This window comes from Bradyrhizobium genomosp. I (2014), from assembly GCF_000261685.1.
GTDB lineage: Bacteria > Pseudomonadota > Alphaproteobacteria > Rhizobiales > Xanthobacteraceae > Bradyrhizobium.
The window spans coordinates 1-24435 of the sequence record NZ_AJQE01000292.1 but is presented as its reverse complement, the minus strand read 5'-3'; the positions used below and the strand labels follow the sequence as shown (position 1 = coordinate 24435).

The window sequence follows — 24435 nt, the reverse complement described above, 5'->3', positions numbered from 1 at the left end:
GCAAGACGAAGCGCAAGACTCGGGCGCGAGGCGCCGCGGGAAGGAAAAGCTGTGGCTGCAATTCGGAAATGTGAATCGGGAGCGACGCAATGTCCCCCTGCAACCAGGTCAGCCTCCTTGACCCATCTTTTGGCGTTGCAGTTACCGCCATTTCTCGTCTAAAAACGGGTCGCGAGCCTCCCGGCAACCAACCGTCAACGGTTTTCGCCGAGGATTTCGGGGCTCAAAGGGTCTGGCAATGCTGATTCGCGGCCAAATCGAGGGGATTTCGGGGGAGGTGGCTCGGGCCGCCGCCACGATCCCGGCCGCCTTGCTGCCCACCCTCCTTATTGGCGGCCTTCTTCTTACTTGCCCCTGAGGGCCGGCTGGGCGCCATGCGCCTGGGCGCTCAGGGGTTGGTCGAGATCACCGGACACCTCAAGCGCCAAGGGACGAAACGGTCTGAACGGCGCAAACGCTCAAAAGGAATTCTAGGAATGGCCACGCAGAACAAGTCCGAGAAGGACCGCGTCATCATTTTCGACACCACGCTGCGCGACGGCGAGCAGTGCCCCGGCGCCACCATGACCTTCGAGGAGAAGCTTGAGGTCGCCGAGCTGCTGGACGATATGGGGGTCGACGTCATCGAGGCCGGCTTCCCGATCACCTCGCAGGGTGACTTCGAGGCGGTGAGCGAGATCGCCCGCCGCTCCAAGAATTCGGTCATCGCCGGCCTGTCGCGCGCCCATCCGGCCGACATCGACCGCTGCGCCGAAGCCGTGAAATTCGCCAAGCGCGGCCGCGTTCACACCGTGATCGCGACCTCGCCGCTGCACATGCGGGTGAAGTTGAACAAGACGCCGGAAGAAGTGCTCGAGACCTCGGTCGCCATGGTCGCCCGCGCCCGCAACCAGATCGACGATGTGGAATGGTCGGCCGAGGACGGCACCCGCAGCGAGATGGATTTTCTGTGCCGCATCGTCGAGGCCGTGATCAAGGCCGGCGCCACCACGGTGAACATCCCCGACACCGTCGGTTACACGGTGCCGGAGGAATATACCCACTTCATGAAGACGCTGATCGAGCGCGTGCCGAATTCGGACAAGGCCATCTTCTCCGTGCACTGCCATAACGACCTCGGCATGGCGGTGGCGAACTCGCTGGCCGGCATCGTCGGCGGCGCGCGTCAGGTCGAGTGCACCATCAACGGCATCGGCGAGCGCGCCGGTAACGCCGCGCTCGAAGAGATCGTGATGGCGATCAACGTGCGCAACGACAAATTCCCCTACTGGAACAGGATCGACACCACCCAGCTGACCCGCGCCTCGAAGCTGGTATCGGCGGCAACCTCGTTTCCGGTGCAGTACAACAAGGCCATCGTCGGCCGGAATGCCTTCGCGCACGAGAGCGGCATCCACCAGGATGGCGTGCTGAAGGATGCTTCCACCTACGAGATCATGCGGCCGGAGATGGTGGGCCTGAAGCAGTCCTCACTGGTGCTCGGCAAGCATTCCGGCCGCCATGCCTTCGTGCACAAGCTGGAGGAGATGGGCTACAAGCTCGGCCCGAACCAGCTGGAGGATGCGTTCACGCGGATGAAGGCGCTGGCCGACCGCAAGAAGGACATCTACGACGAGGACATCGAGGCATTGGTCGACGAGGAGATGGCGGCGTCCCACGACCGCATCAAGCTGACCTCGCTGACCGTGATCGCCGGCACCCACGGCCCGCAGCGCGCGACCATGAAGCTGGACGTCGATGGCCAGATCAGGATCGAGGAGGCCGAGGGCAACGGTCCGGTGGACGCGGTGTTCAACTGCATCAAGCGCCTGGTGCCGCACGAGGCCAAGCTGGAGCTGTATCAGGTCCACGCCGTCACCGAAGGTACCGACGCGCAGGCCGAGGTCTCGGTGCGCCTGTCGCAGGACGGTCGCTCGATGACCGCGCGCGCGGCGGATCCGGATACGCTGGTGGCCTCGGCCAAGGCCTATCTCGGCGCGCTCAACAAGATCGTCATGAAGCGCCAGCGCGATACCGTGACGACGGCGGCGGCGAGCTGACAAGCGAAGCTTGTCATTCCGGGGCTCGCGAAGCGAGAACTAAGGTGCGTATTGCGCACCTGAGAATCTCGAGATTCTCCAGTGCGCAATTGCGCACCTGAGGTCTGGTCCTTCGGACCATCCCGGAATGACGGCGCTGGTTGCGGCGAATAGCTGCCCTGCTAACGGCCAATAGCAGCGCAGTCCGGCGGCCTGTATGGATGCTGTCGGCATGAGGACGGGCCGCCCGCGCGCCGGGCGGCTTAGATAACAACAGGGAGAGATTATGCGCACCTTCGCGATCGCCGCGTCCATCGCGGCATTGGCACTCGGGCTGGCCGGGCCGGCATCGGCCCAATCGCCGATCATCATCAAATTCAGCCATGTCGTCGCTACCGACACGCCGAAGGGCAAGGCGGCGGAGAAGTTCAAGGAGCTGGCCGAGAAGTACACCGCCGGCAAGGTCAAGGTCGAGGTCTACCCGAACTCGACGCTGTACAAGGACAAGGAAGAGCTCGAGGCGCTGCAGCTCGGCAGCGTGCAGATGCTGGCCCCGTCCAACTCCAAGTTCGGACCGCTCGGCATCCGCGAGTTCGAGGTGTTCGATCTGCCCTACATCCTGCCCGACCTGAAGACGCTGCGGAAGGTGACGGAAGGGCCGCTCGGCACGAAGCTGCTCAAGCTGCTGGATGCCAAGGGCATCACCGGCCTTGCCTATTGGGACAACGGCTTCAAGCAGATGAGCGCCAACAAGAAGCTGATCACGCCCGCCGACTATCAGGGCGTCAAGTTCCGCATCCAGTCCTCGCGCGTGCTTCAGGCCCAGTTCAAGGCGCTCGGCTCGCTGCCGCAGGTGATGGCGTTCTCGGAAGTCTACCAGGCGCTGCAGACCGGCGTGGTCGACGGTCAGGAGAACACCTGGTCGAACATCTATACCCAGAAGATGCACGAGGTGCAGAAGTACATCACCGAGACCAATCACGGCTATATCGGCTACGTCGTGATCGTGAACAAGAAGTTCTGGGACGATCTGCCGGCCGACATCCGCGACCAGCTCACCAAGGCGATGAAGGAAGCCACCGAATTCGGCAACGCGCAGTCGCAGAAGGAGAATGACGACGCGCTCGCAGAGATCAAGAAGAGCGGCAAGAGCGAGATCATCAAGCTTACCGCGGAGCAGAACGAGGCGATGCGCAAGGCGATGGAGCCGGTCTACAAGGACGCCGCGGGCCGCGTCGGCCAGCCGCTGATCGACGAGTTCCTGAAGGAAGCGAAGAGCACGACGAACTGATCCCGACGGACGATGAACGAAGGCTTCCGTGCGGTCCGCACGGAAGCCTTTTTGCTGCAAATGATTTCCGATTGCGGCTGGAAGGTAAAATCTGCCGCTACATCTTCGTGACAGGACGCTCCCTGTCCAAGTTGTAAGTTGCGCCCCAGCCGCGCCGCGCTCATCCTCGGGGCATCCTTCCAGAGGAGGTCCGTATGAAGAAGTTCACCATCGCAGCCATCGCCGTGCTCAGCATCGCCGGCTCGGGCGCGGTCTATGCCCAATATCATCGTCCATGGATGGAGCACGTCCGCCACATGCGCGTGAACCCCGAGGACCGCGCCGCCTTCGTCGACGCGCGGATCGCCGCCGTCCATGCCGGGCTGAAGCTCAACGCCGATCAGGAGAAGCTGTGGCCTCCGGTCGAGGCCGCCGTGCGGGAGTTCGCCAAGCTGCGCATCGATCGGGCCAATGCGCGGATGAACGCGGGTTCCGGTGACGCCGACAAGCCGGAAGATCCGGTCGCCCGCCTGCGCCAGCGCGCCGAGGACATGGGCGCCAGCTCCGCAGCCCTGAAAAAGATCGCCGATGCCGCCGATCCGCTCTACAAGACACTGGACGAGGGCCAGAAACGGCGCCTCGCCGTGCTGACCCGCCACCGCGGCCCGTTCGGCGGCGGCGAAGACGGCCCGCGGTACCGCCATTTCATGGACCGCATGATGGAGCGGGGCATGGACCACTTCCGGGGCGACCATTTCGACCGTGACGGCGGTCCGGACCGGGACCGCGAGGGACGGCTCTGAGCGGGCCGGGTTGCTGAGCCATTGACCTCCGCGAAGCCGCTGGAATCCAGCGGCTTTTCGCATTTGGGGGCTCGTGGACGAAGCCTTGGAAAACTTGCGTCCCATCGCTTGCCATCCCCGGATCGCTTTGCTAAACGACCGGCCTCGCAAGGCATTGACCGCCTTTCGGGCGCATAGCTCAGTTGGTAGAGCAGCTGACTCTTAATCAGCGGGTCCCAGGTTCGAGCCCTGGTGCGCCCACCATTTAAAGTCCTTGGTTTGCAAGTCGCTTCGCCGGATGTTCGCTTGAGAACAAAACGGGTATCGTGCGACGTTTCTTGTGAATGATATTGCACGGACAGATTGCTGTGCGATGTTTCCTTCTTTCATCTTCCCCGATTTCATACAGCGCTCAGGTTCGATGGCACAGGTCAACGACGTGCTCGTCGTAGAATGGGATATTAGGGCGAGCAAAACGGACAATCGGTTCGGCCCGCCGCCGGGTATCGGGTGCTGCAGAACCAGAACCCGATTGGTCGCGTCGGCCTTTGATCTTCCTGCCAAACACACGCCTCAGAATCAGCGGGTCCGAGATTCGACCCCCGGGGCGCCCACCAAATCAACGGCTTGGTTGGCGAGACCGTGAGCTGCCCATTTCTCAAACGGTCACTAATATTGCGTCGATCCAACGAGCAGGTCATTGGTCTTGATCTGCGATCTTGAGCAAGCCGCGCGCCGGACCTTTCTTTCGCGACGCGAGAGCCGGCACCAGCGGCATTGACTCACCTGCGATGCGCAACGCGAAATAGGCGATCGTGGCCTGAAGACCGTCCCGCAGTGCGACGCGAGGGCGCCACCCCAACAGGCGGGCGGCGGTGTCGATGACGGGCTTGCGGCGTTTTGGATCGTCCTTCGGCAGCGCCTCGAAGCGGAGAGGCGAGGCCGATTCCGTGTATGTCAGGACCTCGCGCGCTATGGCCTCGATGGTGACCTCGTGCGGATTGCCGAGATTGCAGGGGCCGGTCACGGAAGCTGAACTCTCCATCAGCAGTTGGAGGCCCCGCACGAGATCATCGACGAAGCAGAAGCTCCTCGTCTGCGTGCCCCCGCCATATATCGTGATCGGCTTGCCGCGGAGCGCCTGCACGATGAAATTCGAGACGACGCGGCCGTCGTTCTCCAGCATGCGCGGGCCATAGGTGTTGAAGATGCGCGCGACCTTGATCTCTGTCCCGTACATGCGGTGATAGTCGAACATCAGCGTTTCGGCAGCGCGCTTGCCCTCGTCGTAGCAGGCCCGCGGCCCGATCGGGTTGACGTTGCCGAGATAGGATTCCGGCTGTGGATGCACCTCGGGATCGCCGTAGACTTCGCTGGTGGAGGCTTGCAGGACGCGAGCACCCTTCCGGCACGCGAGCTCGAGCAGGTTGATGGTGCCGAGGACGCACGTCTTCATCGTGCCGACCGGATCCTTCTGGTAGTGCCGGGGCGAGGCGGGGCAGGCGAGGCTGTAGATCCGGTCGATCTCGGCGCCGATCTCGATCTCCTCGCGTACGTCATGCTCGATGAAGCGGAAATTTGGATGGTTCAGCAGCGGCCTGATATTGTCGATGCTGCCCGTGAACAGATTGTCAAGGCAAATCACGGCGTTGCCGCGCTGCAGGAGCGAATCGCAGAGATGCGAGCCGATAAAGCCGGCTCCGCCGGCGATCAGAACGGTCGGCAAGCGGGGAAGCGTAGGGATACGGGTTTGCAGTGTCATGGCAAGCACCTTCAGAGGTCGGCGACCTGAACAGGCCGGCCGGCGGGAATCCGCACGGATTTGCGGCGGCGCCGCGCGGTGGCTTCGGCATAATAGGCTTCCAGCTGGCGGGCCCGATGATCGGCGGTGTGATCGCTCAGAACGCGCCGGCGCGCGCTCTCTGCGATCGAGCGTCGGCGTTCCTCGGGCAGGTCGCGCAGGATCTCGATGACATCGCGCGCCGTCGAAGCCAGCAGGATTTCTCGCGACGGTTCGAAGATCGTCTCTATGCCCGGCCATCGGTCGGAAATCACGGGCGTACCGCAGGCGGCTGCCTCGAACAACCGGACGCTCGGTGAGAAGCCTAGCGCACGCATGTCGGCGCGCGTCGCATTCAGGGTGAACCGCTGTCCCGCGTAGAACGCCGGATGCTGCTTGGGCGCGAGGTGCTCGATACGCATGACATTGTCAGGCCAGGCGATGTGCGCAGGATATTGCGCGCCCGCGACGGCGAACTGCTCCGAAGGCAATGTCCGCGCCGGGGAGAGCAGCAATTGTTCGAGGACGGGTTGCCGATCCTCGCTGTAGGTCCCGAGATAGCCGAGCGTCCATTTCGTTTGCGCCGGTTGCGGTGCGTACGTGTCGGTGTCGGCGCTACAGTAGAGAGTCCGTGCCAGCGGGCTGCCGTAGCGCTGCTCGATCATCTGCGGCACGGGACCGCCGGCGAAGGACAGATAGAGGTCGAATCGCGGGATCATCGCGGCGGACAAGTAATCGAGGCCCTGGTCGAGCCGCGCCAGCGTTACCGGGGTGTCGATGTCGTAGAAGGCGGTGATTCCGCGCGCATGGCTTGTGATCCATTCGGAGATGGCAATGCCATCCGGTACATAGGACCCGATGATGATGAGGTCGGCGTCCTGGATCATTTTTCCGAAGCGGCGGGGGAGATCCTTCAGCGACTGGTAGAGCTCGACCGTCCACGACGGCGGCTTTGTGAGATCGCGATGCTCGCGATACCAGGCAGTGTCGCGCTCCAGGAAGGTGACTCGGTGGCCTCGTCGCGCCAGGGCCTCGATCAGGGCGCGATAGGTCGTGGCGTGACCATTGCCCCACGATGATGTGACCGAGAGACCGACGACGACGATGCTGAGAGTCATTCCGCTGCCTCGATGCGCGAGCTGCTTCCGACAAAGATTTGGTTGAACTGGCGGGCGCGATGCCGATAGGTGTGTTGGCTCAGGATGCGAGCGCGGGCACGCCTTGCAATCGCAGCGGCGCGATCGATGCTGAGCGCGCCGAGATGGCTGGCGACCTCGACTCCATTCGACGCCACCAGCACCTCGCGATCCGGCTCGAGGAAGTGATCGATGCCGTCCCATTGGTCGGTGATCAGGCAGGCACCGGCCCCGATCGCTTCGAAGACCCGCGTCGGCGGCGAGAAACCGTAGCGCGCCATGCTGTCGCGATTGACATTGAGCGTGGCAAGGCCAGAGCCGAAGAATGCATTGTGCTCACCGGTTCCGACATGCCCGATCTTCCGGACGTTGCTCACCGTGTCCTTGGTCTCCCAGCCGGAGCCGCCGAGGACGAAACTCTTGTCCGGCAGCTCGCGTGCGACGTCGAGAAAGAAGTGTTCGACGCGCTGCTCACGATCGGGCAGGCGATTTGCCAGCAGGCTGAGATCGCAGGCGAAGCTCTGTTTGAGCGGAGACGGAAAATGCGTTTCGGGATCGAGCGCGTTGTAGATCGGCACGCAATCGCGCGCACCATTCGCGCGGTAGGCCGATACGACGCCATCGCCGCCGCCGTAGGTCAGGACCATGTCGTAGGAGGAAACCGCGCGCCGTAGATGATGCTTGGGGTCGCTTGCCATGGCTTCGAGCGTGGCGGGAGCATCGACGTCCCAGTAGATCCGCATAGTCTTGGCGGGCAGGGCCGCCACAGCAAGCTCCAGCTCGGTATCGAAGACGCCGACGCCGCTGGCCTTGATCAGCATATCGGCCGATCGCGCGGCCGCCTCGAGCGAGCCGCGCCAGCCGTCGGCCGTCGCCGGGTAGACGACCACCTTGGCCCAGTCGGGATCGGCGATGTCGCGATGGGCCTGCCGCTCGAAGGCGTCGGGCTCGAAGAATGTAATGTCGTGTCCGAGCGCCGCAATCTGCTTGAGCATGCCGCGGTAGTAGGTGGCGGCACCGTTCCAGTAGGACGAGACGAGGCTGGATCCGAAGAAACAGATCTTCATGCGGAGGCTCCGATGTACCGCAGCGGTCGCGACGATGAGGCTGACGTGCGGATGTCCGCAGCGATGTCGACCAGCTGTTGGGCGCGATGACGACAGGTGTGACGCTCGCGGATCGCCCGAAGGCCGGTCTCGATCATGGCGGAAGACAGCGCTTGATCGTCGAGAACGGCGCGGAGCGCGCGCTTCATCTCTGTTCCATTCGCCGCCTTGAGATAAGCGCCATCCGGAAACAGGCCTTCCGCGTCGGACCACGGGGCCGACACCAAGGGAACTCCGCAGGCGAGCGCCTCGAACACGCGGATGGTCGGGATTCCCGGAAGCGACCGTACATAGGGCCCTCGCGGAACATGGATGGTCGCGCGGGCGCCGGCGAAGGCGACCGGCGCCCAATGTGCCGGCAGCCAGCCTCCGTGGCGGATGCCCGCGGCCCGAATGGTCTGAAGGGCCGTACCGGAATAACGCACGCCATAGACGCTTGCGCACAGCTTCAGCTCGGCGACCGGGTCGACGAGAAATTCGCCGAGCTCGGCGCTACGTTCTCCGTCACCCCAATTGCCGATCCAGACCAGATCGTCGGTGTGCTCGACATTCGGCAAAGGGCGATACATCGCGACATCGGCACCCTCGTGCCATGTATAGGCCCGATCGCCCCAGCCGAGCTTCGCGTAGATCTGGCGCAGGACTTCTCCGAACGCGAGCACGCCGTCGAATGCGTCGAGATCGAACTGCGCGAGCTCGTCGGGCGCGGTCACCGCGCGATGATGGGTGTCGTGGAACAGCAGTGTGAAGGGAGCACCGTGGGCGCGCTTGTGCCCGATCTTTTCGATCACGTCAGGCGAATTCCACTCATGCACGACGACGAGATCGGCTCCATCGAGGGCTTCGTCGAAATCAAGCGAGGCGTCATAGCGGCGGATGGAGATGCCCGGGAAAAGCTGGCCGACGTCTTGCAAGGCTTGGCTGCCGGCCTCACGGATGGCATTCAGCCGGCTCCAGCCGTCGATCGGCTCGAACACGACGACCTCATGTCCGAGTGCACGCAGCTCACGGGCATAGCCGCGCAGGAAGTGCGCGTTGCCGTTGTTCCAGCAGGAGGTGAACGCGTGATAGAGCAGGACGCATTTCATGCGCGCACCTCGATCTCGCCCAACTGTGAGGTTGCCCGATTGGGCGCGAGAAGCTCCTCGTAGAGCTTCAGATAGGCGTTGGTCGCGCGCGCGAGCGAATAGGTCAGAGAGTGCTCATAGGCGGCGCGTTGCAGACGGGTTCTTCCGGAGTCATCGGCGCAGAGTCCGGCGAGGGTTTGGTGCAACGCCTGACCATCGCGTGGATCGAAGAACAGCGCAGCGCCGGTCCATAACTCCCTGAACGTCGGAATGTCCGACAGCACGAGCGCGCACCCGGCGGCAGCGGCCTCCAGAACCGAGAGGCCGAACGGCTCGTACAGCGCCGGGCTCACGAAGATTGCCGCGTGCTCGAGGTGTCCACACAAGGCACTGTGCGGCAATTGTCCGAGCCAGGTGACCCCCGTTGATGCATCCGCATTGGCAGGGCCCGCGATCTGGACCGGCCAGTCCAGGCCAGGTGCAGCTGCCGACAGAACTTCGATGTTCTTGGCACGATCCCAGAGCCGGCCGGCTGCGAAGATGAGCTCTCGCTTTCGACCTGGCGGAGTTCCAGCAGCCATCCCGTTCCAGATCACGGCTCCGGGCGAGCGGGGATGATAGATTCCTACGATGTCGTCGTGGAAGGATTGGCTCGGGCACACCCAGGCCTGCGTGCCGTTTAGCGCTGCGGCGACCCGTTCGGTATAACGGACCCAGCGGGGCTCGCCGAGCCACGACGTATCGCGGCAGGCCAGCGCCCACGAATTGACGCAGGAGTGCGCCACCACCATAGCCGGCGCGCGCCACGGCAAGGTTGCTTCGCGAAAACTGTTGAGGTGGACGATATCGGGCTTGAAGCGGGCTTCGAGACCGAGGAGGGCGCGTCTTGCCTTGGGCAGGTCGCGGCCTTCAGGGTCTTGCCATTCGAGAGCAAGGTCGGTTTCGACGAGGTCGACTTGCGAGTCGCCCAGCATCTCGCGTTGATCGGTGCGCGCGGGCGGCCCCACCGTCGCGAGAGTGACATCGACACCTGTGGCGGCAAGGCTCGAAGCGAGGGTGCAGGAATAGGTCCATACGCCGCCGACGGTGTCGGTCGTCATCAATACCCTGATATCCGTATATCCGCTCATGACGCCGCCGGATGTTCGAGGGCCTCGAGCGGGACGGGGCGGTCGTTCTGCACGTCGCTGAACTGATCGAACATCCCGAGGTAATGCCGGTGCGCGCGCTCCCAGGCGGAATCGTCCGCCTCGCCCCAGAGCTTTCGGTAATCAGGCGAGCCGGGATAGGGGTAGAGGGGGACCGGATCGTTGGCCCAAATGCCGGCATTCTGCATCTTGCTCCGCCAGCGCTGCACGACGGGATCGTCGTCTTCGGGCACCTCGATCAAATTGGCCTGCACGAACGGAACGTGCCGGCGAGCTTCGACCAGGCGGTCGGCAAGCTGGTCGGTGGTCATCCTGCAGTTCTTGGCGAGCGCGGCGCGTCCTTCGACGGTGAGGCTCTCGATTCCCGCCTCGATCGAGACGCAGCCGGCGCGGCCGAGCAAAGCAAGCATGTCCGGCTTCCACAAATCGATGCGCGTCTGCACGCCGAACTTGAGGCCCCGCGTGCTCAGTCCGTCAAGCAGTTCGGGGGTCGGCAGGAAGATCTCGTCGATGAAGTAGACATATTCGACGCCTTGTCCGCGCAGGCGATCAATCTCGTCAAGAATGACAGCGGGTGGCCGCTTGCGATAGGTGTTGCGGAAATTCTCCTTGGCGCAGAATGTGCAATTGTATGGACATCCCCGCGACGCTTCGACCTCTGCGCCAGGGCCGGCCGGATCAGCCTCGAAACGGTGATGATGGTGATGATGACGCCGGATCATTTCATCCGGCCAATCGAGCACCGGCTGATCTCTGAAGTCCACGGCCTGCGGGCCGCCGTTGACCCGGACCGAAACGCCTTCTGCAAAGCACAGGCCTGGAAAATCGCGCTGCCCATTTGCCAAGCGCAACAGGGATGCCTCGCACTCGCCCATCACGACGATGTCGACGGCGAGCTTGCTGAGAGCCGCCCGCGGCGTCGTCGAGCCGTGGGGCCCGACCGCAACCAGGGTCGGTGCAAGGTCCCGCATGGCCAGTGCAAGCTCCTGCGGAACGCGCAGTTCAGGTGGTGCACAGCGCCAGAACAGGTAAGTCGGAGCCGTTGTGATGACGATCAGGTCGGGGCCGAATGCGCGCAGCTCGGCTTCTATGTCCCCAAACGACAGATCGAACATGTGTGCGTCGAGCAGCAGCGTCCGATGCCCGCCCGCCTTCAGGTAATGCGCGGAGATCCCGAGCTCGAGCGGAAGGTGGGGAGATCGGCAGCCGAAATAGATGCTGCCGCCGAAATCCCAATTCGGGTTGATCAGGGCGATGCGTGTCATGCGAGAGCCTCGCGGCTGCCGTGAGCTGCTCCGAAACGGCTGTCCAACCAGGTGTGCAGCGAGCGAAGGCCCTCGGCGACTGAAACCTGCGGCGCCCATCCGAGTGCCGTCGATAGCGCGCGCGTGTCAGTGACGTACCACGGCTGATCGCCTGGGCGCCAATCGGCGAAACCGTAGGCGAGCTCGCGACCCGTAAGTTCGGCGATGTGGTCGATGAGCTCCCGCAGGCTGACCGCGTTAGCCGGGCCGCCGCCGAGATTGAAGACCCGCCCGCGCGCGAGCGCGATCCGGTCGAGCACTGCGAGCCAGGCTGTGGCCGCATCGGACACATGCAAGGCGTCGCGAACTTGATGGCCGTCGCCGTAGATCGTGAGTGGCTTGCCACGGATCGCGCTCAGCAGGAAATGCGCGATCCAGCCCTGGTCCTCGGTGCCGAACTGGCGCGGTCCGTAGATGCAGCTCATGCGCATCACAACGGTCTGAAGGCCGTAGACCCGTGCATAATCGTGGACGTACTGGTCCGCAGTTCCCTTGGAGCAGCCATACGGACTGTAGAAATCGAGCGGAGCGTTCTCGGAGATGCCGTCCGCCAGCAGGGGGCTGGTGGGCATATAACGGCGGCCGGTGAGTGCGATCTCGCTGTCCTCGATCAGGCGGCCATAGACCTTGTTGGTGGAGGCAAAAATGACCGGCGCGGTGCTGTTGTGCAGCCGGACCGCTTCGAGGACGTTCAGGGTACCACGTGCGTTGATCTCGAAATCGGCTGCCGGGTCGCTGAGGCTGTCGGTGACGGCGACCTGGGCCGCCAGATGCAGCACGGCACGGGCCTCGCGCACGGCGTCGATCACGGGAATCGGCTCGCGAATGTCGGCCACCGCAATGCTGACGAGGTCGCCATGCCTGGACTTCAGCCATTGCGCGTTCTCGCGCACGCCGGCACGGGCCAGATTGTCCAGCACCAGCACGGGCTCGCCGCGCTCCGCCAGCCGGTCGGCCAGGTTGCAGCCGATGAAGCCGCAGCCACCGGTGATCAGAACGGGCCTGTTGTCTCGCTCATTCATCACGCAACCAATCCTCGCTGCAGCAATTCCTGGGTCGCCCGCTCGGCCTGGTCGTCCGCGATCTGCCCTGCGAGATAGCCAGCAAGCTCCTCGAGACCGTCCTTGAAGGTGACGTGCGGCTCGAAACCCAGCAGATCGCGCGATTTGCCGATATCGGCGAAGCAGTGCCTGATGTCGCCGGCGCGGTATTTTCGCGTGATCTCGGGCGCGATGTCGCCTCGCCCCATGACATCGGCGAGATCTTCGGCTACCGACAGGATGCTCCGGCTCCGGCCCGAGCCGACGTTGAAGACGTCGTGCGCATGCTCGGCTTCCAGCGCGATGCGGCAGGCGCGGGCGACATCATGCACGTGAACGAAATCGCGCCGCTGCTCGCCGTTCTCGAACACGAGCGGGGAACGCCCGTTGAGGAGCCGTGCGGCGAAGATGGCGAGCACGCCGGTATAGGGATTCGACAGGGCCTGACGGGGACCAAAGACGTTGAAGAAGCGCAGCGCCACGGTCGGGATGCCGTAAGCCTTGCCCGTGATCAAACACAGGCGCTCCTGCGCGAACTTGTTCAACGCATAGACCGAGCTGAGCGAGGGCAGCTTTGTCTCCGGCGTAGGAAGCGGCTCGAGGCAATCGCCCGTGATGTCGCGCAACTCCCATTCGCCACGGCGAAGCTGCTCGATCGATCGTTCGTCGCAGGCGACGACGCTTTGATCGGACCTGCGATAGAGTCCCTCGCCATAGATGCTCATGGAGGAGGCGACCACCAGCCGCGCGACCGGGCGCCTGGACAGCGCCTGGAGGAGGACGGCGGTGCCGAGTTCGTTCGTTCGAACGTAGGGCTCGATGTCGTACATGCTCTGGCCGACGCCTACCGCGGACGCAAGGTGCAGCACCATGTCGGCGCCGCGCAGGGCATGCTCAACGGCACCACTGTCGGTCACGTCACCAACGACGAGTTCGGCATCGTCGGCGAGATAAGACGGGCGCTGGCGGTTGCCGCCGTGCACCTGCGGCGAGAGATTGTCGAGCAGACGAACCTCGTAGCCGGCGGCGAGCAGCACATCCGTCGCATGTGAGCCGATGAAGCCGGCGCCCCCTGTGATCAATACCCGCGTCATTCACCGCTCCGTACAACCGCATGACCGATCCGGTCGAGATCGATCGATGATGTCTGGTGAAGCGCGCTTTCTGAGTGGTCGGACGACCTGCGCGCCGGTCACGTTTGGAGTCAGAAGCGATGCAAGGAATGTTCGTTCCTCGAAATTGTACAAACGAATATTTCTCTAACCTGGATCAATAACCCAAGTGAATCGGCGCGCCGTTGCGGCCTAGAAGTGCACGCCGTGAAGGGCGGTCGGCAGATCGAGATGCCTTGCCGCGGTCGCGCCGATGTCGGCGAAGCCAATGCGCTGGCCGATGGACGAAGATGATCGCGCGGACCAGGCCAGGATGGGCACCTGCTCGCGGGTGTGATCGGTGCCGCTCCAGGTCGGATCGCAGCCATGATCGGCCGTCATGATCAGAAGGTCGTCGCTTCGCAGACGGGACATGAGCTCGGGAAGGCGGTTATCGAAGGCTTCGAGTGCTGCGGCATAGCCGCTGACGTCGCGGCGATGGCCGTAAAGCGTGTCGAAATCGATGAAGTTGGCGAACAGCAGTCCTCCATCCGCCAGGGTCGCCAGCCCTTTCAGCGTGGCGTCGAACAGCGCCATGTTGCCGTCTCCGCGCAAGTTTCGCCCGGTCGCGCGATGGGCGAAGATGTCGTCGATCTTGCCGATTGTCACGATGTCACGCCCTTCACTCGCGGCGAGATCGAGGATAGTCATCCCGGGCGGGGGTACGGAAAAGTCGCGACGATGGGCGGTCCGCTTGAAGTCGCTCGCGCCTGTTCCGATGAACGGCCGCGCGATCACGCGGCCGATATTGAGGGGATCGAGTAGCCGTCTTGCCGTCGCGCAGATCTCATAGAGATGTTCGAGGCCGAAGGTCTGCTCATGCGCGGCGATTTGGAACACGCTATCAGCGGACGTGTAGCAGATCGGCATCCCCGTCTGCATGTGACGCTCGCCGCACTCGGCAATGATCTCGGTCCCCGAGGCGTGGCAGTTTCCGAGGATTCCCGGCACTCCGGTTTGCTCGCAGAAGGCCTTTGTCAAACCCGCGGGAAAGCACGGCGTCGTTCGCGGGAAATAGCCCCAGTCGAACGGAACGGGTACCCCGGCGATCTCCCAGTGGCCCGAAGGCGTGTCCTTGCCTTTGGAAATCTCGCTGGCGCATCCGAATTGCCGATATGGCGCCTCACCGTCCAGCCCCGGTGGTATGCGCCCCGTGGCGAGGCAGCAGGTCTCCCCGAGGCCCAGCGCCACGAGATTGGGGAGCCGGAGCGGACCCTCGCGTGCGCCGCTGTCGGCGCGGCCGGCCATGCAGGCTTCCGCGATGTGACCGACGGTGTCGGCGCCTTCGTCATCGTAGCGGGCAGCATCCGGCGCGCCGCCGATGCCGACGGAATCCATCACCAGGATCAGGGCACGCATGTTGGCTCTCTGATGGGTGGATCGGCCGAGGCTGGGAGGGACGCTAGACCCGTTCTCGTGCAGTAGCGATCGACCATCGCCGCGCAGAAATCGGCAAATTCGTTGACGTCGAGCGGCGGGCTGGTGTGATGCGGCGCGATGCCCCGATGTTCGGGCGTGAAGCAGAACGTGACCGTAACCTGGAACTCTGCCAAGGTCTCCATCTGGCGGTCGAACCAGTCGAGCGCATTCGGGCGGAAGCTGTCGGCCCATGACAGACCGGTCCGCAGATGAGCGACGCCGAGACGGCGCATCCAATGCACCGCGTCGTGCAGGCGGTGATCCTCGAAATGGAACCACTGGCACAGGCCCATGGCGGGCGCATAGGCGCCGAACTGATCGGCGGCGACCTTGGGCGTGCCGTCCTCGCGCAGGAGACCCATGTGGAAATGCCTGTAGTAGGATGAGCCTTCGGCTTCCTTATGCCGCGTTGTTGCTTCCCAGGCCGAGGGAAGATCATAGAGACTGTACCAATGGATACGCGGAGCACGGTCAATCAGCAGTTCGGCGGTGCGCGACAGGCCCCAGGCTTGCACCTCTTCGGCACCGAAGGAGGAGATGCCGACCTCGGTTACCCACACGGGCAGGGTAGTGACAGCTTTGATGTCCTCGAGCTTGGCGGGCCACTCGCCGATCTGCCACAGGTTCCAGTCGAGCGGAAAGCCGTGCACGGCGACCGCGTCGAAATGGTCGAGCACGCCGCGGCTTTGCATGTTGCCCATGAAGGATGGATCGATCGGCGAGATGCCACCGAGGACGATAGGCAGTGCGGGCCGCGTACTGCGAATCGCCTTGCCGGCCGCGGTCGCAAGGTTTGCGAACATCGCCCAGTCCGGATCGATCAGGAGATCCCAATGCGACTTGTTGTTCGGCTCGTTCCAGATCTTGGCGGCCTCGATCATCAGCTGGTGCTCCGGGATGGATAGACGGGTCCGTCGATCTGCGGCCGTTCCGTTCGCTTGCAGAGATAGACTTCTTCTTCCGGATGCGCGACGATGGCAAAGCCGGCGCTGCGCAGCATGGCCTCGACGCAGGCCCGGTTCGGCACCCACCAATTGGTGGGATCGTCGGCATATTTGTGCTCGATGAAGTGCAGCCTGGGATAGCCGGCGGAATCGAACTGGTCGGTGGTCCAGAAATCGTAGTTTGCGTCGATCGCGTCGACATGGCTGGCGCCGCGCTGCATCGACTGGAACAGCAGGAGATCCTTGGCGACGTGCTCGTGGATGAGATCCAGCGCCAGCAGCGGATGGCGCAGATGGTAGAGCACGCCCATGAAGATCACGAGATCGAACTTTTCGCGGAGCTGTCCGACATCATAGGCTGACATCTTGCGGAATTCGATCCTGAGGCCGTTCACCTCCGCGGCGAAGCGCGCCTGCGCCAGGTACTCCTCGTCGGTGTCGAGCCCGAGCACGCGCTCGGCGCCTCGCCGCTTCATCTCCATGGCATAGAAGCCTGCGTTGCAGCCGATATCGAGCACGGACTTGCCTTCGAGACGGTCCGGGATGATCCTCGAGAAGCGCCGCCATTTCACATTGGGATAGTCGCCGAGGAAGTGGGTCGGTGCGGTCGGCACGCCGTTGAGGTCGAGGTTGTGGAACCACGGGCCGAGCGCGTCGACGCGCCTGCGGATTTCCTCACGCGTGAGCAGCGCTCCAGTCATGCCGTCGCTCCATTCTCCATTGCATGGGTCGGTCGAGCCTCATCGGACGAGGCGCCGGCCCGTAACCGCGACCGGCCGTCTGTGCCGGTGCGCTCGGCGAGCAGAGCCATCGCGGTGCGATAGCCGTCGACGGTCCCGACATCGACATAGGATTCGCCTGCCTTGATACCGATGCCGAGGCCGCCTCCCTGGAGATAGGCGTTGACCAGCGTTCCAAAATACTCGTCGCGTCGGTTTCGTTCGTGCCAGAGCGTGTGCAATTCACGAAAGCCGATCGCGGACATTCGGAATGCGCCCCAGATCCACCGCGATGTCGGATTCGGCTGCTTGACCTGGATCTCCCGCACGCTCTCGCCATCGAGCACGACGGCGTCGAAGAATTCCGGGCGCTCGACGGGGAAGAGCAGGAATGAGAGGTCCACATCGGGCAGGGCCTGCAGAGCGGCTTTCGGAAACCAGACGGTGTCGGGCAGGCCGACGACGACGTCCTCGTCATGTCCGACGACGGTGCCGGCCCTGAAGACGGCGTCGCACAGGCCGGAGGCGTCGGGCTGGACGACATAGGCGAGCTGGGCGTTGCCGTAGTGATCGCCGAAATATTCGAGAATGTCGGACTTGCCCGGCGAGATCACGAAGCAGATCTTGTCCGCGCCGCCGAGGATCAGGCGCTCCAGCAGATATTCGGAGACTGCGCAGGGACGCTCGATGCCATCATCGCGCCGACTTCCGACGGGCAATAGCTCTTTGGAGAAAGCCAGCGGCTGGATACGACTGCCGCGGCCCGCAGCCGGAACGATTCCCCACATGTCAGGCCTCCTCGGATTGCTGTCGACGAGCGCCGCCGGAGACCCCCTGCTCCAGCAGCGCCACCAGCTCGCGCGCACGTTTGTCGGATGTGTGCTGATCCATCGTACGCTCGTAGGCTCGCCTGGCGATGGACTGGAGGTCGGCGCTTGACAGCGCCAACGCGGCCAGAGTGTCCTGTGCATCGCGGGCGATCAGGATCTCCCTGTCAGGTGTGAAGAACTCTTCGATGCCGGGCCAGTCATCGCTCAGGAGCGGAACTCCGCAGGCCGCCGCCTCGAACAGACGGCCGGAGGGGCACCAGCCCATCTCCGCCATGGCCTTGCGCGTGACGTTGAGGGTCAGGCGAGAGGACGCAAAAAATGGCGCGTGCTCCGATGGGGGCAGATGTCGCACAAAGTAGATGTTGGGCGACCATGGAAAGTCGTCAGGATATTGCGCTCCGCCGATCAGGAAGCGCAGGTCCTGCCGGGCTCGCGCCGGTTCGACGAAGAGCGCCTCGAGCCCGCGCTGGCGGTCTTCGGAGTAGGTCCCGAGATAGGACAGATCCGCGCGATAGTGTGGCTCGAGCGGCACCGGCCGATGAACATCGCTATCGACGTGGCCGTACAGGGGACGGATATTGCGGGCGCCGAGCCGGTTCCGAAATTCCTGGACGACGCGAGGTCCGCCGGTGAAGCTGAGGACGAGCGCGAAATCGCGTAGACCTCGCGCGCCGATATAAGGCACAGCTTCACCCGCCATAAGCCGCGCCAGCGTGATCGGAGTATCCAGATCATAGAAGACGGGAATGGCGCGCCCTTCGGACATGATCAGGTCGGTGGCCGCAATTGCGTCGGGACAGTAGGACGTCACGATCGCAACATCTGCATCCGTGACGTCACTGCGGGCGAGGGAGCGGGTCTCCTCCCAATTCGAAAAAAGCCGCAGCAGCCCACCGGGCAACTCATTGAAGTCGCGGGCACCTGCATAATAGGGTACGTCGCGCTCGTAGAAGACGACGGTGTGGCCGAGACGTGTGAGATGCTTGCAGAGACCGCGCCACAGCGTCGCGTGGCCGTTGCCCCAGGACGAGGAGATGGTCAGGCCGAAAATGACGATTTTCACGCCGGCACCCGCTGATTGATGCCGATGATCCTGAATCCGCGTCGATCGGCACGGAGGGTGCTGACGCTCGAAGGATCGACCGTGATCGAAAGAAAGTCGTCGAGGCGCATGCGCGCGTAATGCAACAGCGCCGAGCGAATGGGTTCGGCGTGGCTGATTGCGATCACCGAGTCCGCAAGCGGATCTGAGCGCAGTTGCTCCAGATGACGGACGACGCGGGTCTGGAGCGAGCGCATGCTCTCGCCTCCGGGTGGGCGAGTGCTGCCGCGACGGCTGTTCCAGCGCGACCATTGCGGATCCTCACGGAGTTCCTCGAAAGACCGGCCGGTCCATTGGCCGTAGTCGAGTTCGTCGAGAGCAGGAACGATCTCGATTGGCAGTCCGAAGCGCGCGGCCAGGATGCTGGCCGATTGCATGCAGCGCCGCTGCGGGCTCGACTGGATCAGCGTCGGCCGGGGGCCTAGTCTGGCGGCGCAGCGCGTCATCTCCTCGCAGCCGATGTCGTCGAGGGTGACGCCGCTCATCCGGCCGCAGAGCGTGCGGTCGAGCAAGGCATGGTGACCGTGGCGCACGAGATGAATGATCCTCGTCATCAGCTGAACACCTTGTCATCGATGAAGGCGCGGGTCCGCCGTCCCGCCTCCTCGTCGGTGAACTGCTGCGGCGGTGATTTCATGAAATAGCTGGAGGGACCCGTCAGGGCGCCGCCCTGGCCCCGATCCATGGCAAGCTTGGCGCAGCGGACCGCGTCGATCACGACGCCCGCCGAGTTCGGGGAGTCCCACACTTCGAGCTTGACTTCGGCGCTCAAGGGCACCCCACCGAAGGTCGTGCCTTCGAGCCGGATGAAGGCGAGCTTGCGGTCGGTCAGCCACGGGACGTGGTCGCTCGGGCCGACGTGAATGTTATCGGGGTCCATCGGTACGTCGAACTGGCTGGTGACGGCCTGCGTCTTGGAGATCTTCTTGGAGGTCAATCGCTCGCGTTCGAGCATATTCTTGAAATCGGTGTTGCCGCCGACGTTGAGCTGATAAGTGCGGTCCAGCCGCACGCCGCGGTCGCGAAACAGATTGGCGAGCACGCGATGCAGGATGGTGGCGCCGACCTGGCTCTTGATGTCGTCGCCGACGATCGGGAGCCCCGCCTCTTCGAACCTTCGTCGCCAGTCCGGATTGGAGGCGATGAAGACGGGAATGCAATTGACGTAGCCGCAGCCGGCTTCGATCGCGCGCGCTGCGTACCATTCGCTTGCGCGCTGCGAGCCGACGGGCAGGTAGGACACCAGCACATCGGTTCGAGACATGGCCAGCACTTCCGAGACGTCAGCCTGCGGACCGTCGGCGACCGGAACATCATTCTCGAGATAGTGCCCGATGCCGTCCATGACCGGGCCACGCTGGACGATCACGCCGGTCTGATCGACGTCTGCGAAGCGGTGCGTGTTGTTCGGCTTGGCAAAGATGGCATCGGCGACATCGCGCCCGACCTTGCCTGCGTGGACGTCGAAAGCCGACGCGATCTGGATATCGCTGATGTGATACCCGCCGAGATCGACATTCATCAGGCCGGGAACGGGCTCGTTCGACTTGGCATTTCGATAATAGGTGAGACCCTGGACGAAGGAGCTTGCGCAGTTGCCGACACCGACGATACCGACGCGCACCCGGCGCCTGTCCTGAAGACGGGAATGCATTGACGAAAACCTCCGGGAAGGACGCAAGGGCATCGGCGTAAGTAGATCGGCGAACGTGCCGGAAGGTATGTTCGTTCCTGCGCTGGGGATGCCGTGCCGGCGGCGTGGATCGATTCCCGGCAAGAAAATGCAGCAAGCTTAACCTGGGATAGAATCTGCCGGTGCGCGTACGGAACGAAGATCATCCAGGTTGAAGATGAAGAAGATGATGATGGTCGGCGTGCACGAGCTCCTCGCGCCGGTGAAGAACAAATCTTCCCGACCCGCGTTTCACCGCAGATGGTCCGATGCGACGCCCTGACGGCGCCGGGCCTGCAACGAGCGAGGTGTCACATGACGTCCAAGACCCAGAACAGCGAAGCCGAGCAGACCACCGATCACGCTGCGATCCGCAAATGGGTGGAGCAGCGCGGCGGACAGCCGGCGACGGTCAAAGCGACCGAGGAAGACGGACATGCCGGCATCCTGCGTATCGATTTCGATCCGCCGGATGAAGGGCTCGACCGGATCGGCTGGGACGAGTTCTTCGATAAGTTCGACGAAGCGGGCATTGCATTTCTGCATCAGGACCGGACCAAGGATGGCAAGCTCAGCCGGTTCCACAAGTTCGTCCGCCGCTAGCCGGGTTGCCGGTCGTGGCAGGCGACTGGGTGGAGGCAATGCGCGCGGGCGATTTTGCGCGCGCGTGGACCATCAACGACCGTGATCTTGCGGCGGCGTCGCATCCGGCCAAGCACACGGGCCCGCGGCATCTCCAGCGCATCTGGCGCGGGGAGTCTCTCACGGACAAGCATGTTCTCGTCCGGTGCTATCATGGGCTCGGTGATACGCTCCAGTTCCTGCGTTTCATGCAGCCTCTCCGTGGCGTCGCGCGCAGCGTTACGGTGTGGTGCCAGGCTGGGCTCTTGCCGCTGGTGGAGCGCACGCGAGGCGTGGATCGTGTGCTTGCGCTCCATGAGGGGACGCCTGAGGCGGACTTCGAGGTGGATATCGAGATCATGGAGGTTCCGCATGCGCTGAGGGTCGGGCGAGAACGGATCGAGATGCGCGCGCCCTATCTGACGCTGCCGCCGAAAAGCATTGCATCCGTCGATGGCGATGGCCTGGCTGTCGGCCTGGTCTGGGAGGTCGGTCAATGGGACAAGCGGCGCGCAATTCCGCCCGGCTTGTTGGGACGCCTTGCAGCTCCCGGCGTTGTGCTTCACTCGCTTCAGGCAGATGTAGCCCAGGAAGAGCTCGCGCAGACCGGTGCGCGCGACATCAGCACGCCCGACATCGCGGCGCTCGGCCATCTGCTCCGCCGGCTCGACCTGGTCATTTGCGTCGATACCATGATCGCACATCTGGCAGGCGCACTCGGATGCGAAGCCTGGGTGCTGTTGCATGCCGATTGCGACTGGCGATGGCCCGCATCCGGGTGTCGTTCGCTCTGGTATCCGAGCCTCCGGCTATTTCATCAAAGGACCGCCGGGGATTGGGGCGCCGTGATCGCGGAGGTGCGCGAAGCATTGGTGCAGCGCGCTAAGTCCGCGCCAAGAGACGCGTGACCATCATCAGGCCAGCGCAGCGACGCCTTTAGCTGGTCCCAATGGCGTTGATCGCACACCCTGGTCCCGCGGCCGGATTCCGAGATAGGCGGGATCGAAGCGCGCCAGTCGCACCAGTCCCGGCCAGTCGGAGATCGTCAACGTCTTGCCCTGCCATTGCAGCAGGTTACAGCGGCGCAGTTCCTGGATGGTGCGGTTGGCATGGACCGGGGAAATGCTGCAGGCCGCGGCGAGGTCGGATTGGGTGAACGGTGAAGCCAGCTTGAAATCCCTGGCGAGCCCGACATTCTGCAGGCGTGTCGTGATCTCGCAGAGCAGGTGTGCCACCCGCGTCAGGGCGTCCCGACTGCCGAGGTTTATCGTCCAGTTGCGCTGTATGGCCTGGTCGCAAAGCAGCATCAGCAGCAAGGTACGCGACATCGCAGGCGAGCGCACCGACAATTCGCGAAAGAAGCGATACGGCACCAGCGCGACCACGGCGGGGCCGAGCGCAATGAGGTTGCCTTGGATGCGCGGCCTGTACAACATCTGTAGGTCGGCGATGTCACCGGGAACCGAGATCGACGTGATCTGCCCATCCGTTCCCTCGGCGTCCTGCCAGGACAGATAGCCCTGGAGCAGCAGGCAGCATTGATGACCATCGTCGCCGTGGCGCAGGATGGCCTGATGTGAACTGAAGTGCGCGATCGTGCTCGGCATCTCTGCCAAGATGTCGAGGTCGCCGGCAGTTAGCTCACCTAGGCTCGCCAGATGGTCGGCGAGCTTGGAGAAAGTAAATCCAGTCTGCATTGGTCGTCCAATCGCTCGTCACTCGCGCACCTTGGGGCAAGTCGCAAGAGGCGCGCATTTGCCTTTGATACATCCGAGCGGATTGTGAGGATGGAGGTTGAATGGAGGTCGATCAATATTCCCGGCATCGAACCGAGCCCCGTGGCGAAGGAGTTAAGTTAGCTGGTTGAGCTTTTTGAGCGGATTGATCTCTCTCGGTCTGTCCTGCTCATCGCGACCACGCGCCGCTTGGGCCTTGCCATCTTCGTGCAGCGATTGGTCGCCGATGACCTCGCCCAGCGTTTGCCTGGCCTTGCCGACGATACGTTCCTTGAGATCTTTCGCTCTGCCCATTGCCGATCTCCGAAGTCGCCGCTGCCCCGGCGCCTGAAGGGGGAAAACGCCGGGGCGCGGTTTCGTCCAACACGCTTCCGGTGATGGGGCATGCCGGAAGCGTGGGTGAGACTCTCGGTGCGGTAAATGGTTCCTGAGCTCTTACCTGGGCTGCAGCGTGATGATCACACCTTCATTGCCGCGAAGCAGGATCGAGGCCTCCGGCAGCGATCTCGGCGCTTGGTCAAGACCGGTCGACAACAGCAGGTGCCCGCTGCCTTGCCAATGCCACTTGCGTGGCTCGGCGGCGATGTTGAGCGCGACCAACATCTCCTGTCCGTTCGCGACGCGCCTGAAGGCAAGCACGTCGCTCTGCGATCGCAGTGGTTCGTAGCGACCTTGCCGAAGGCAGGCATGTTCGCGCCGCACTGCCACCAATGCGCGGAACAATGCCAACGTCGACCGCTCGTCGCTTTGCTGATCGGTGACATTGGCCGAACCCTCCGGATCAAGCGGCAGCCAAGGGGCGCCGCTCGTGAATCCGCCATTTACGCTGGCGTCCCACCGCATTGGCGCTCGCTCGGGATCGCGGCACAGGCCGAAGCCGGGCACGAGCTTTTCGAAGGGATCGCGGATGCGATCGGGCGGTATCGGGACGCGCTTGCGGCCGATCTCGTCGCCCATGTAGAGGAACGGCGTGCCCTTCAAGGTCATCAGGAGCATTGCCAGCACGCGCATCTGCGCTTCGCCTATCTTGCTCGCGACCCGCTGCTTGTCGTGACCGCCGATCACCCATACCGGCCATGCTCGTTCGGGCAGGGCGTTGAAATACGCGTCAATTGCCGCTTGCAGCGACAACGCGTCCCATGGTGTGTCGAGCAAGGCAAAGTTGAGAGGCAGGTGCAAGCGCGGCCGCTCCGTGCCGTAGAAATGCCCGATGCGATCGGTCTTGCCCTGGACTTCACCGCACAGCAGCCGCCCGGGATACTCGTCGATGACGCCACGCATGAACTCGATGCAGTGCATTGTTTCGGGCCGGTCGTCGGTGAACACCGGCGTCTGGCGTTGCGGTGGTGGTTTGCCCTCGGCCTCGGGATTCCGGGGATTGTCGCGCAGATGCGCGTCCTTGATTAGGACGGCGCTGGCATCGACACGAAATCCGTCGACGCCTCGATCCAGCCAGAATCGCATGACGTCGGCCATGGCCGCGTGTACCTCGGCATTGCGCCAGTTGAGGTCGGGCTGCTCGACCAGGAATGAGTGGTAGTAGTACTGCCGCCGAGCTTCGCACCATTCCCATGCGCTGCCGCCGAAGCG

General features: G+C 63.6%; 23 protein-coding genes and 1 tRNA gene. 6 read left to right on the top strand and 18 right to left on the bottom strand.

Translation table 11 applies throughout. The features are described 5' to 3' along the window. The first annotated feature begins 476 nt into the window (after positions 1-476). The 4 genes from IC50_RS27270 (at position 477) to IC50_RS27255 (ending at position 4334) form a co-directional block, all read left to right on the top strand. Positions 477-2039 (top strand): 2-isopropylmalate synthase, encoded by a 1563-nt coding sequence (locus tag IC50_RS27270; protein ID WP_035711976.1) that lies wholly within the window; start codon positions 477-479, stop codon positions 2037-2039. Positions 2040-2304: 265 nt separating this feature from the next. Further along, complete coding sequence (locus tag IC50_RS27265) at positions 2305-3309, top strand: TRAP transporter substrate-binding protein (protein WP_035711973.1); 1005 nt, start codon at positions 2305-2307, stop codon at positions 3307-3309. A gap of 194 nt (positions 3310-3503) precedes the next feature. Beyond that, the gene (locus tag IC50_RS27260) at positions 3504-4091 is read left to right on the top strand and encodes a Spy/CpxP family protein refolding chaperone (RefSeq protein ID WP_035711971.1); all 588 of its coding nucleotides are present in this window, start codon (positions 3504-3506) and stop codon (positions 4089-4091) included. Positions 4092-4258: 167 nt separating this feature from the next. Further along, positions 4259-4334 (top strand) — tRNA-Lys (locus IC50_RS27255). A gap of 433 nt (positions 4335-4767) precedes the next feature. Here the strand turns inward: IC50_RS27255 and IC50_RS27250 are convergent. From IC50_RS27250 to IC50_RS27180, 15 genes are all read right to left on the bottom strand, one after another. After that, positions 4768-5832 (bottom strand): UDP-glucuronic acid decarboxylase family protein, encoded by a 1065-nt coding sequence (locus IC50_RS27250; RefSeq protein WP_035711969.1) that lies wholly within the window; start codon positions 5830-5832, stop codon positions 4768-4770. Between the two features lie 11 nt (positions 5833-5843). Continuing rightward, positions 5844-6968 (bottom strand): CgeB family protein, encoded by a 1125-nt coding sequence (locus IC50_RS27245; protein WP_035711966.1) that lies wholly within the window; start codon positions 6966-6968, stop codon positions 5844-5846. Next, entirely contained in the window at positions 6965-8053 is a 1089-nt protein-coding gene (locus IC50_RS27240) for a CgeB family protein (RefSeq protein WP_035711963.1), read from the bottom strand. Before IC50_RS27240 ends, IC50_RS27245 begins: the two co-directional genes overlap by 4 nt. After that, on the bottom strand, positions 8050-9180 hold the full coding sequence (locus tag IC50_RS27235; RefSeq protein ID WP_035711960.1) for a CgeB family protein: 1131 nt from the start codon (positions 9178-9180) through the stop codon (positions 8050-8052). Before IC50_RS27235 ends, IC50_RS27240 begins: the two co-directional genes overlap by 4 nt. Next, entirely contained in the window at positions 9177-10289 is a 1113-nt protein-coding gene (locus IC50_RS27230) for a glycosyltransferase family 4 protein (RefSeq protein ID WP_035711957.1), read from the bottom strand. The genes IC50_RS27235 and IC50_RS27230 overlap by 4 nt, the downstream gene beginning before the upstream one ends. Continuing rightward, on the bottom strand, positions 10286-11572 hold the full coding sequence (locus IC50_RS27225) for a TIGR04295 family B12-binding domain-containing radical SAM protein (protein ID WP_035711954.1): 1287 nt from the start codon (positions 11570-11572) through the stop codon (positions 10286-10288). Before IC50_RS27225 ends, IC50_RS27230 begins: the two co-directional genes overlap by 4 nt. Continuing rightward, positions 11569-12633 carry an NAD-dependent epimerase/dehydratase family protein gene (locus tag IC50_RS27220; RefSeq protein WP_035711953.1) on the bottom strand — a complete coding sequence of 355 codons (1065 nt, stop codon included), beginning with the start codon at positions 12631-12633 and terminating at the stop codon, positions 11569-11571. Before IC50_RS27220 ends, IC50_RS27225 begins: the two co-directional genes overlap by 4 nt. Next, entirely contained in the window at positions 12633-13745 is a 1113-nt protein-coding gene (locus tag IC50_RS27215; protein WP_035711951.1) for an NAD-dependent epimerase/dehydratase family protein, read from the bottom strand. The genes IC50_RS27220 and IC50_RS27215 overlap by 1 nt, the downstream gene beginning before the upstream one ends. 210 nt (positions 13746-13955) lie before the next feature. Next, positions 13956-15161 (bottom strand): phosphopentomutase, encoded by a 1206-nt coding sequence (locus tag IC50_RS27210; RefSeq protein ID WP_035711948.1) that lies wholly within the window; start codon positions 15159-15161, stop codon positions 13956-13958. Continuing rightward, positions 15149-16102 carry a beta-xylosidase gene (locus IC50_RS27205; RefSeq protein ID WP_035711946.1) on the bottom strand — a complete coding sequence of 318 codons (954 nt, stop codon included), beginning with the start codon at positions 16100-16102 and terminating at the stop codon, positions 15149-15151. The genes IC50_RS27210 and IC50_RS27205 overlap by 13 nt, the downstream gene beginning before the upstream one ends. Then, positions 16102-16866 (bottom strand): TIGR04290 family methyltransferase, encoded by a 765-nt coding sequence (locus IC50_RS27200; RefSeq protein WP_035711944.1) that lies wholly within the window; start codon positions 16864-16866, stop codon positions 16102-16104. The genes IC50_RS27205 and IC50_RS27200 overlap by 1 nt, the downstream gene beginning before the upstream one ends. After that, the gene (locus tag IC50_RS27195) at positions 16863-17672 is read right to left on the bottom strand and encodes a sugar phosphate nucleotidyltransferase (protein ID WP_035711941.1); all 810 of its coding nucleotides are present in this window, start codon (positions 17670-17672) and stop codon (positions 16863-16865) included. The genes IC50_RS27200 and IC50_RS27195 overlap by 4 nt, the downstream gene beginning before the upstream one ends. Position 17673: 1 nt before the next feature. Then, complete coding sequence (locus tag IC50_RS27190) at positions 17674-18777, bottom strand: CgeB family protein (protein WP_035711939.1); 1104 nt, start codon at positions 18775-18777, stop codon at positions 17674-17676. Next, complete coding sequence (locus IC50_RS27185; RefSeq protein ID WP_035711937.1) at positions 18774-19370, bottom strand: histidine phosphatase family protein; 597 nt, start codon at positions 19368-19370, stop codon at positions 18774-18776. The genes IC50_RS27190 and IC50_RS27185 overlap by 4 nt, the downstream gene beginning before the upstream one ends. Continuing rightward, positions 19370-20470, bottom strand: coding sequence for an inositol-3-phosphate synthase (locus IC50_RS27180; protein ID WP_035711934.1), 1101 nt, complete (start codon positions 20468-20470; stop codon positions 19370-19372). Before IC50_RS27180 ends, IC50_RS27185 begins: the two co-directional genes overlap by 1 nt. A 333-nt stretch (positions 20471-20803) precedes the next feature. Between IC50_RS27180 and IC50_RS27175 the strand changes: the two genes are divergently transcribed. Both IC50_RS27175 and IC50_RS27170 read left to right on the top strand, forming a co-directional pair. Beyond that, entirely contained in the window at positions 20804-21091 is a 288-nt protein-coding gene (locus tag IC50_RS27175) for a hypothetical protein (protein ID WP_035711933.1), read from the top strand. Between the two features lie 38 nt (positions 21092-21129). Continuing rightward, positions 21130-22017, top strand: a complete 888-nt coding sequence (locus tag IC50_RS27170) for a hypothetical protein (RefSeq protein ID WP_050991127.1) — start codon at positions 21130-21132, stop codon at positions 22015-22017. A gap of 6 nt (positions 22018-22023) precedes the next feature. Here the strand turns inward: IC50_RS27170 and IC50_RS27165 are convergent, their stop codons facing one another. The 3 genes from IC50_RS27165 to IC50_RS27155 all read right to left on the bottom strand — a co-directional run. After that, positions 22024-22806, bottom strand: coding sequence for a Crp/Fnr family transcriptional regulator (locus IC50_RS27165; RefSeq protein ID WP_050991126.1), 783 nt, complete (start codon positions 22804-22806; stop codon positions 22024-22026). Between the two features lie 153 nt (positions 22807-22959). Beyond that, a complete protein-coding gene (locus IC50_RS27160) occupies positions 22960-23139 on the bottom strand; it encodes a CsbD family protein (RefSeq protein ID WP_035711930.1) in 180 nt (59 codons plus the stop codon). A 141-nt stretch (positions 23140-23280) separates the two neighbouring features. Further along, on the bottom strand, positions 23281-24435 hold a 1155-nt coding region (locus tag IC50_RS27155), incomplete at its 5' end, for an alpha-amylase family glycosyl hydrolase (protein ID WP_035711927.1).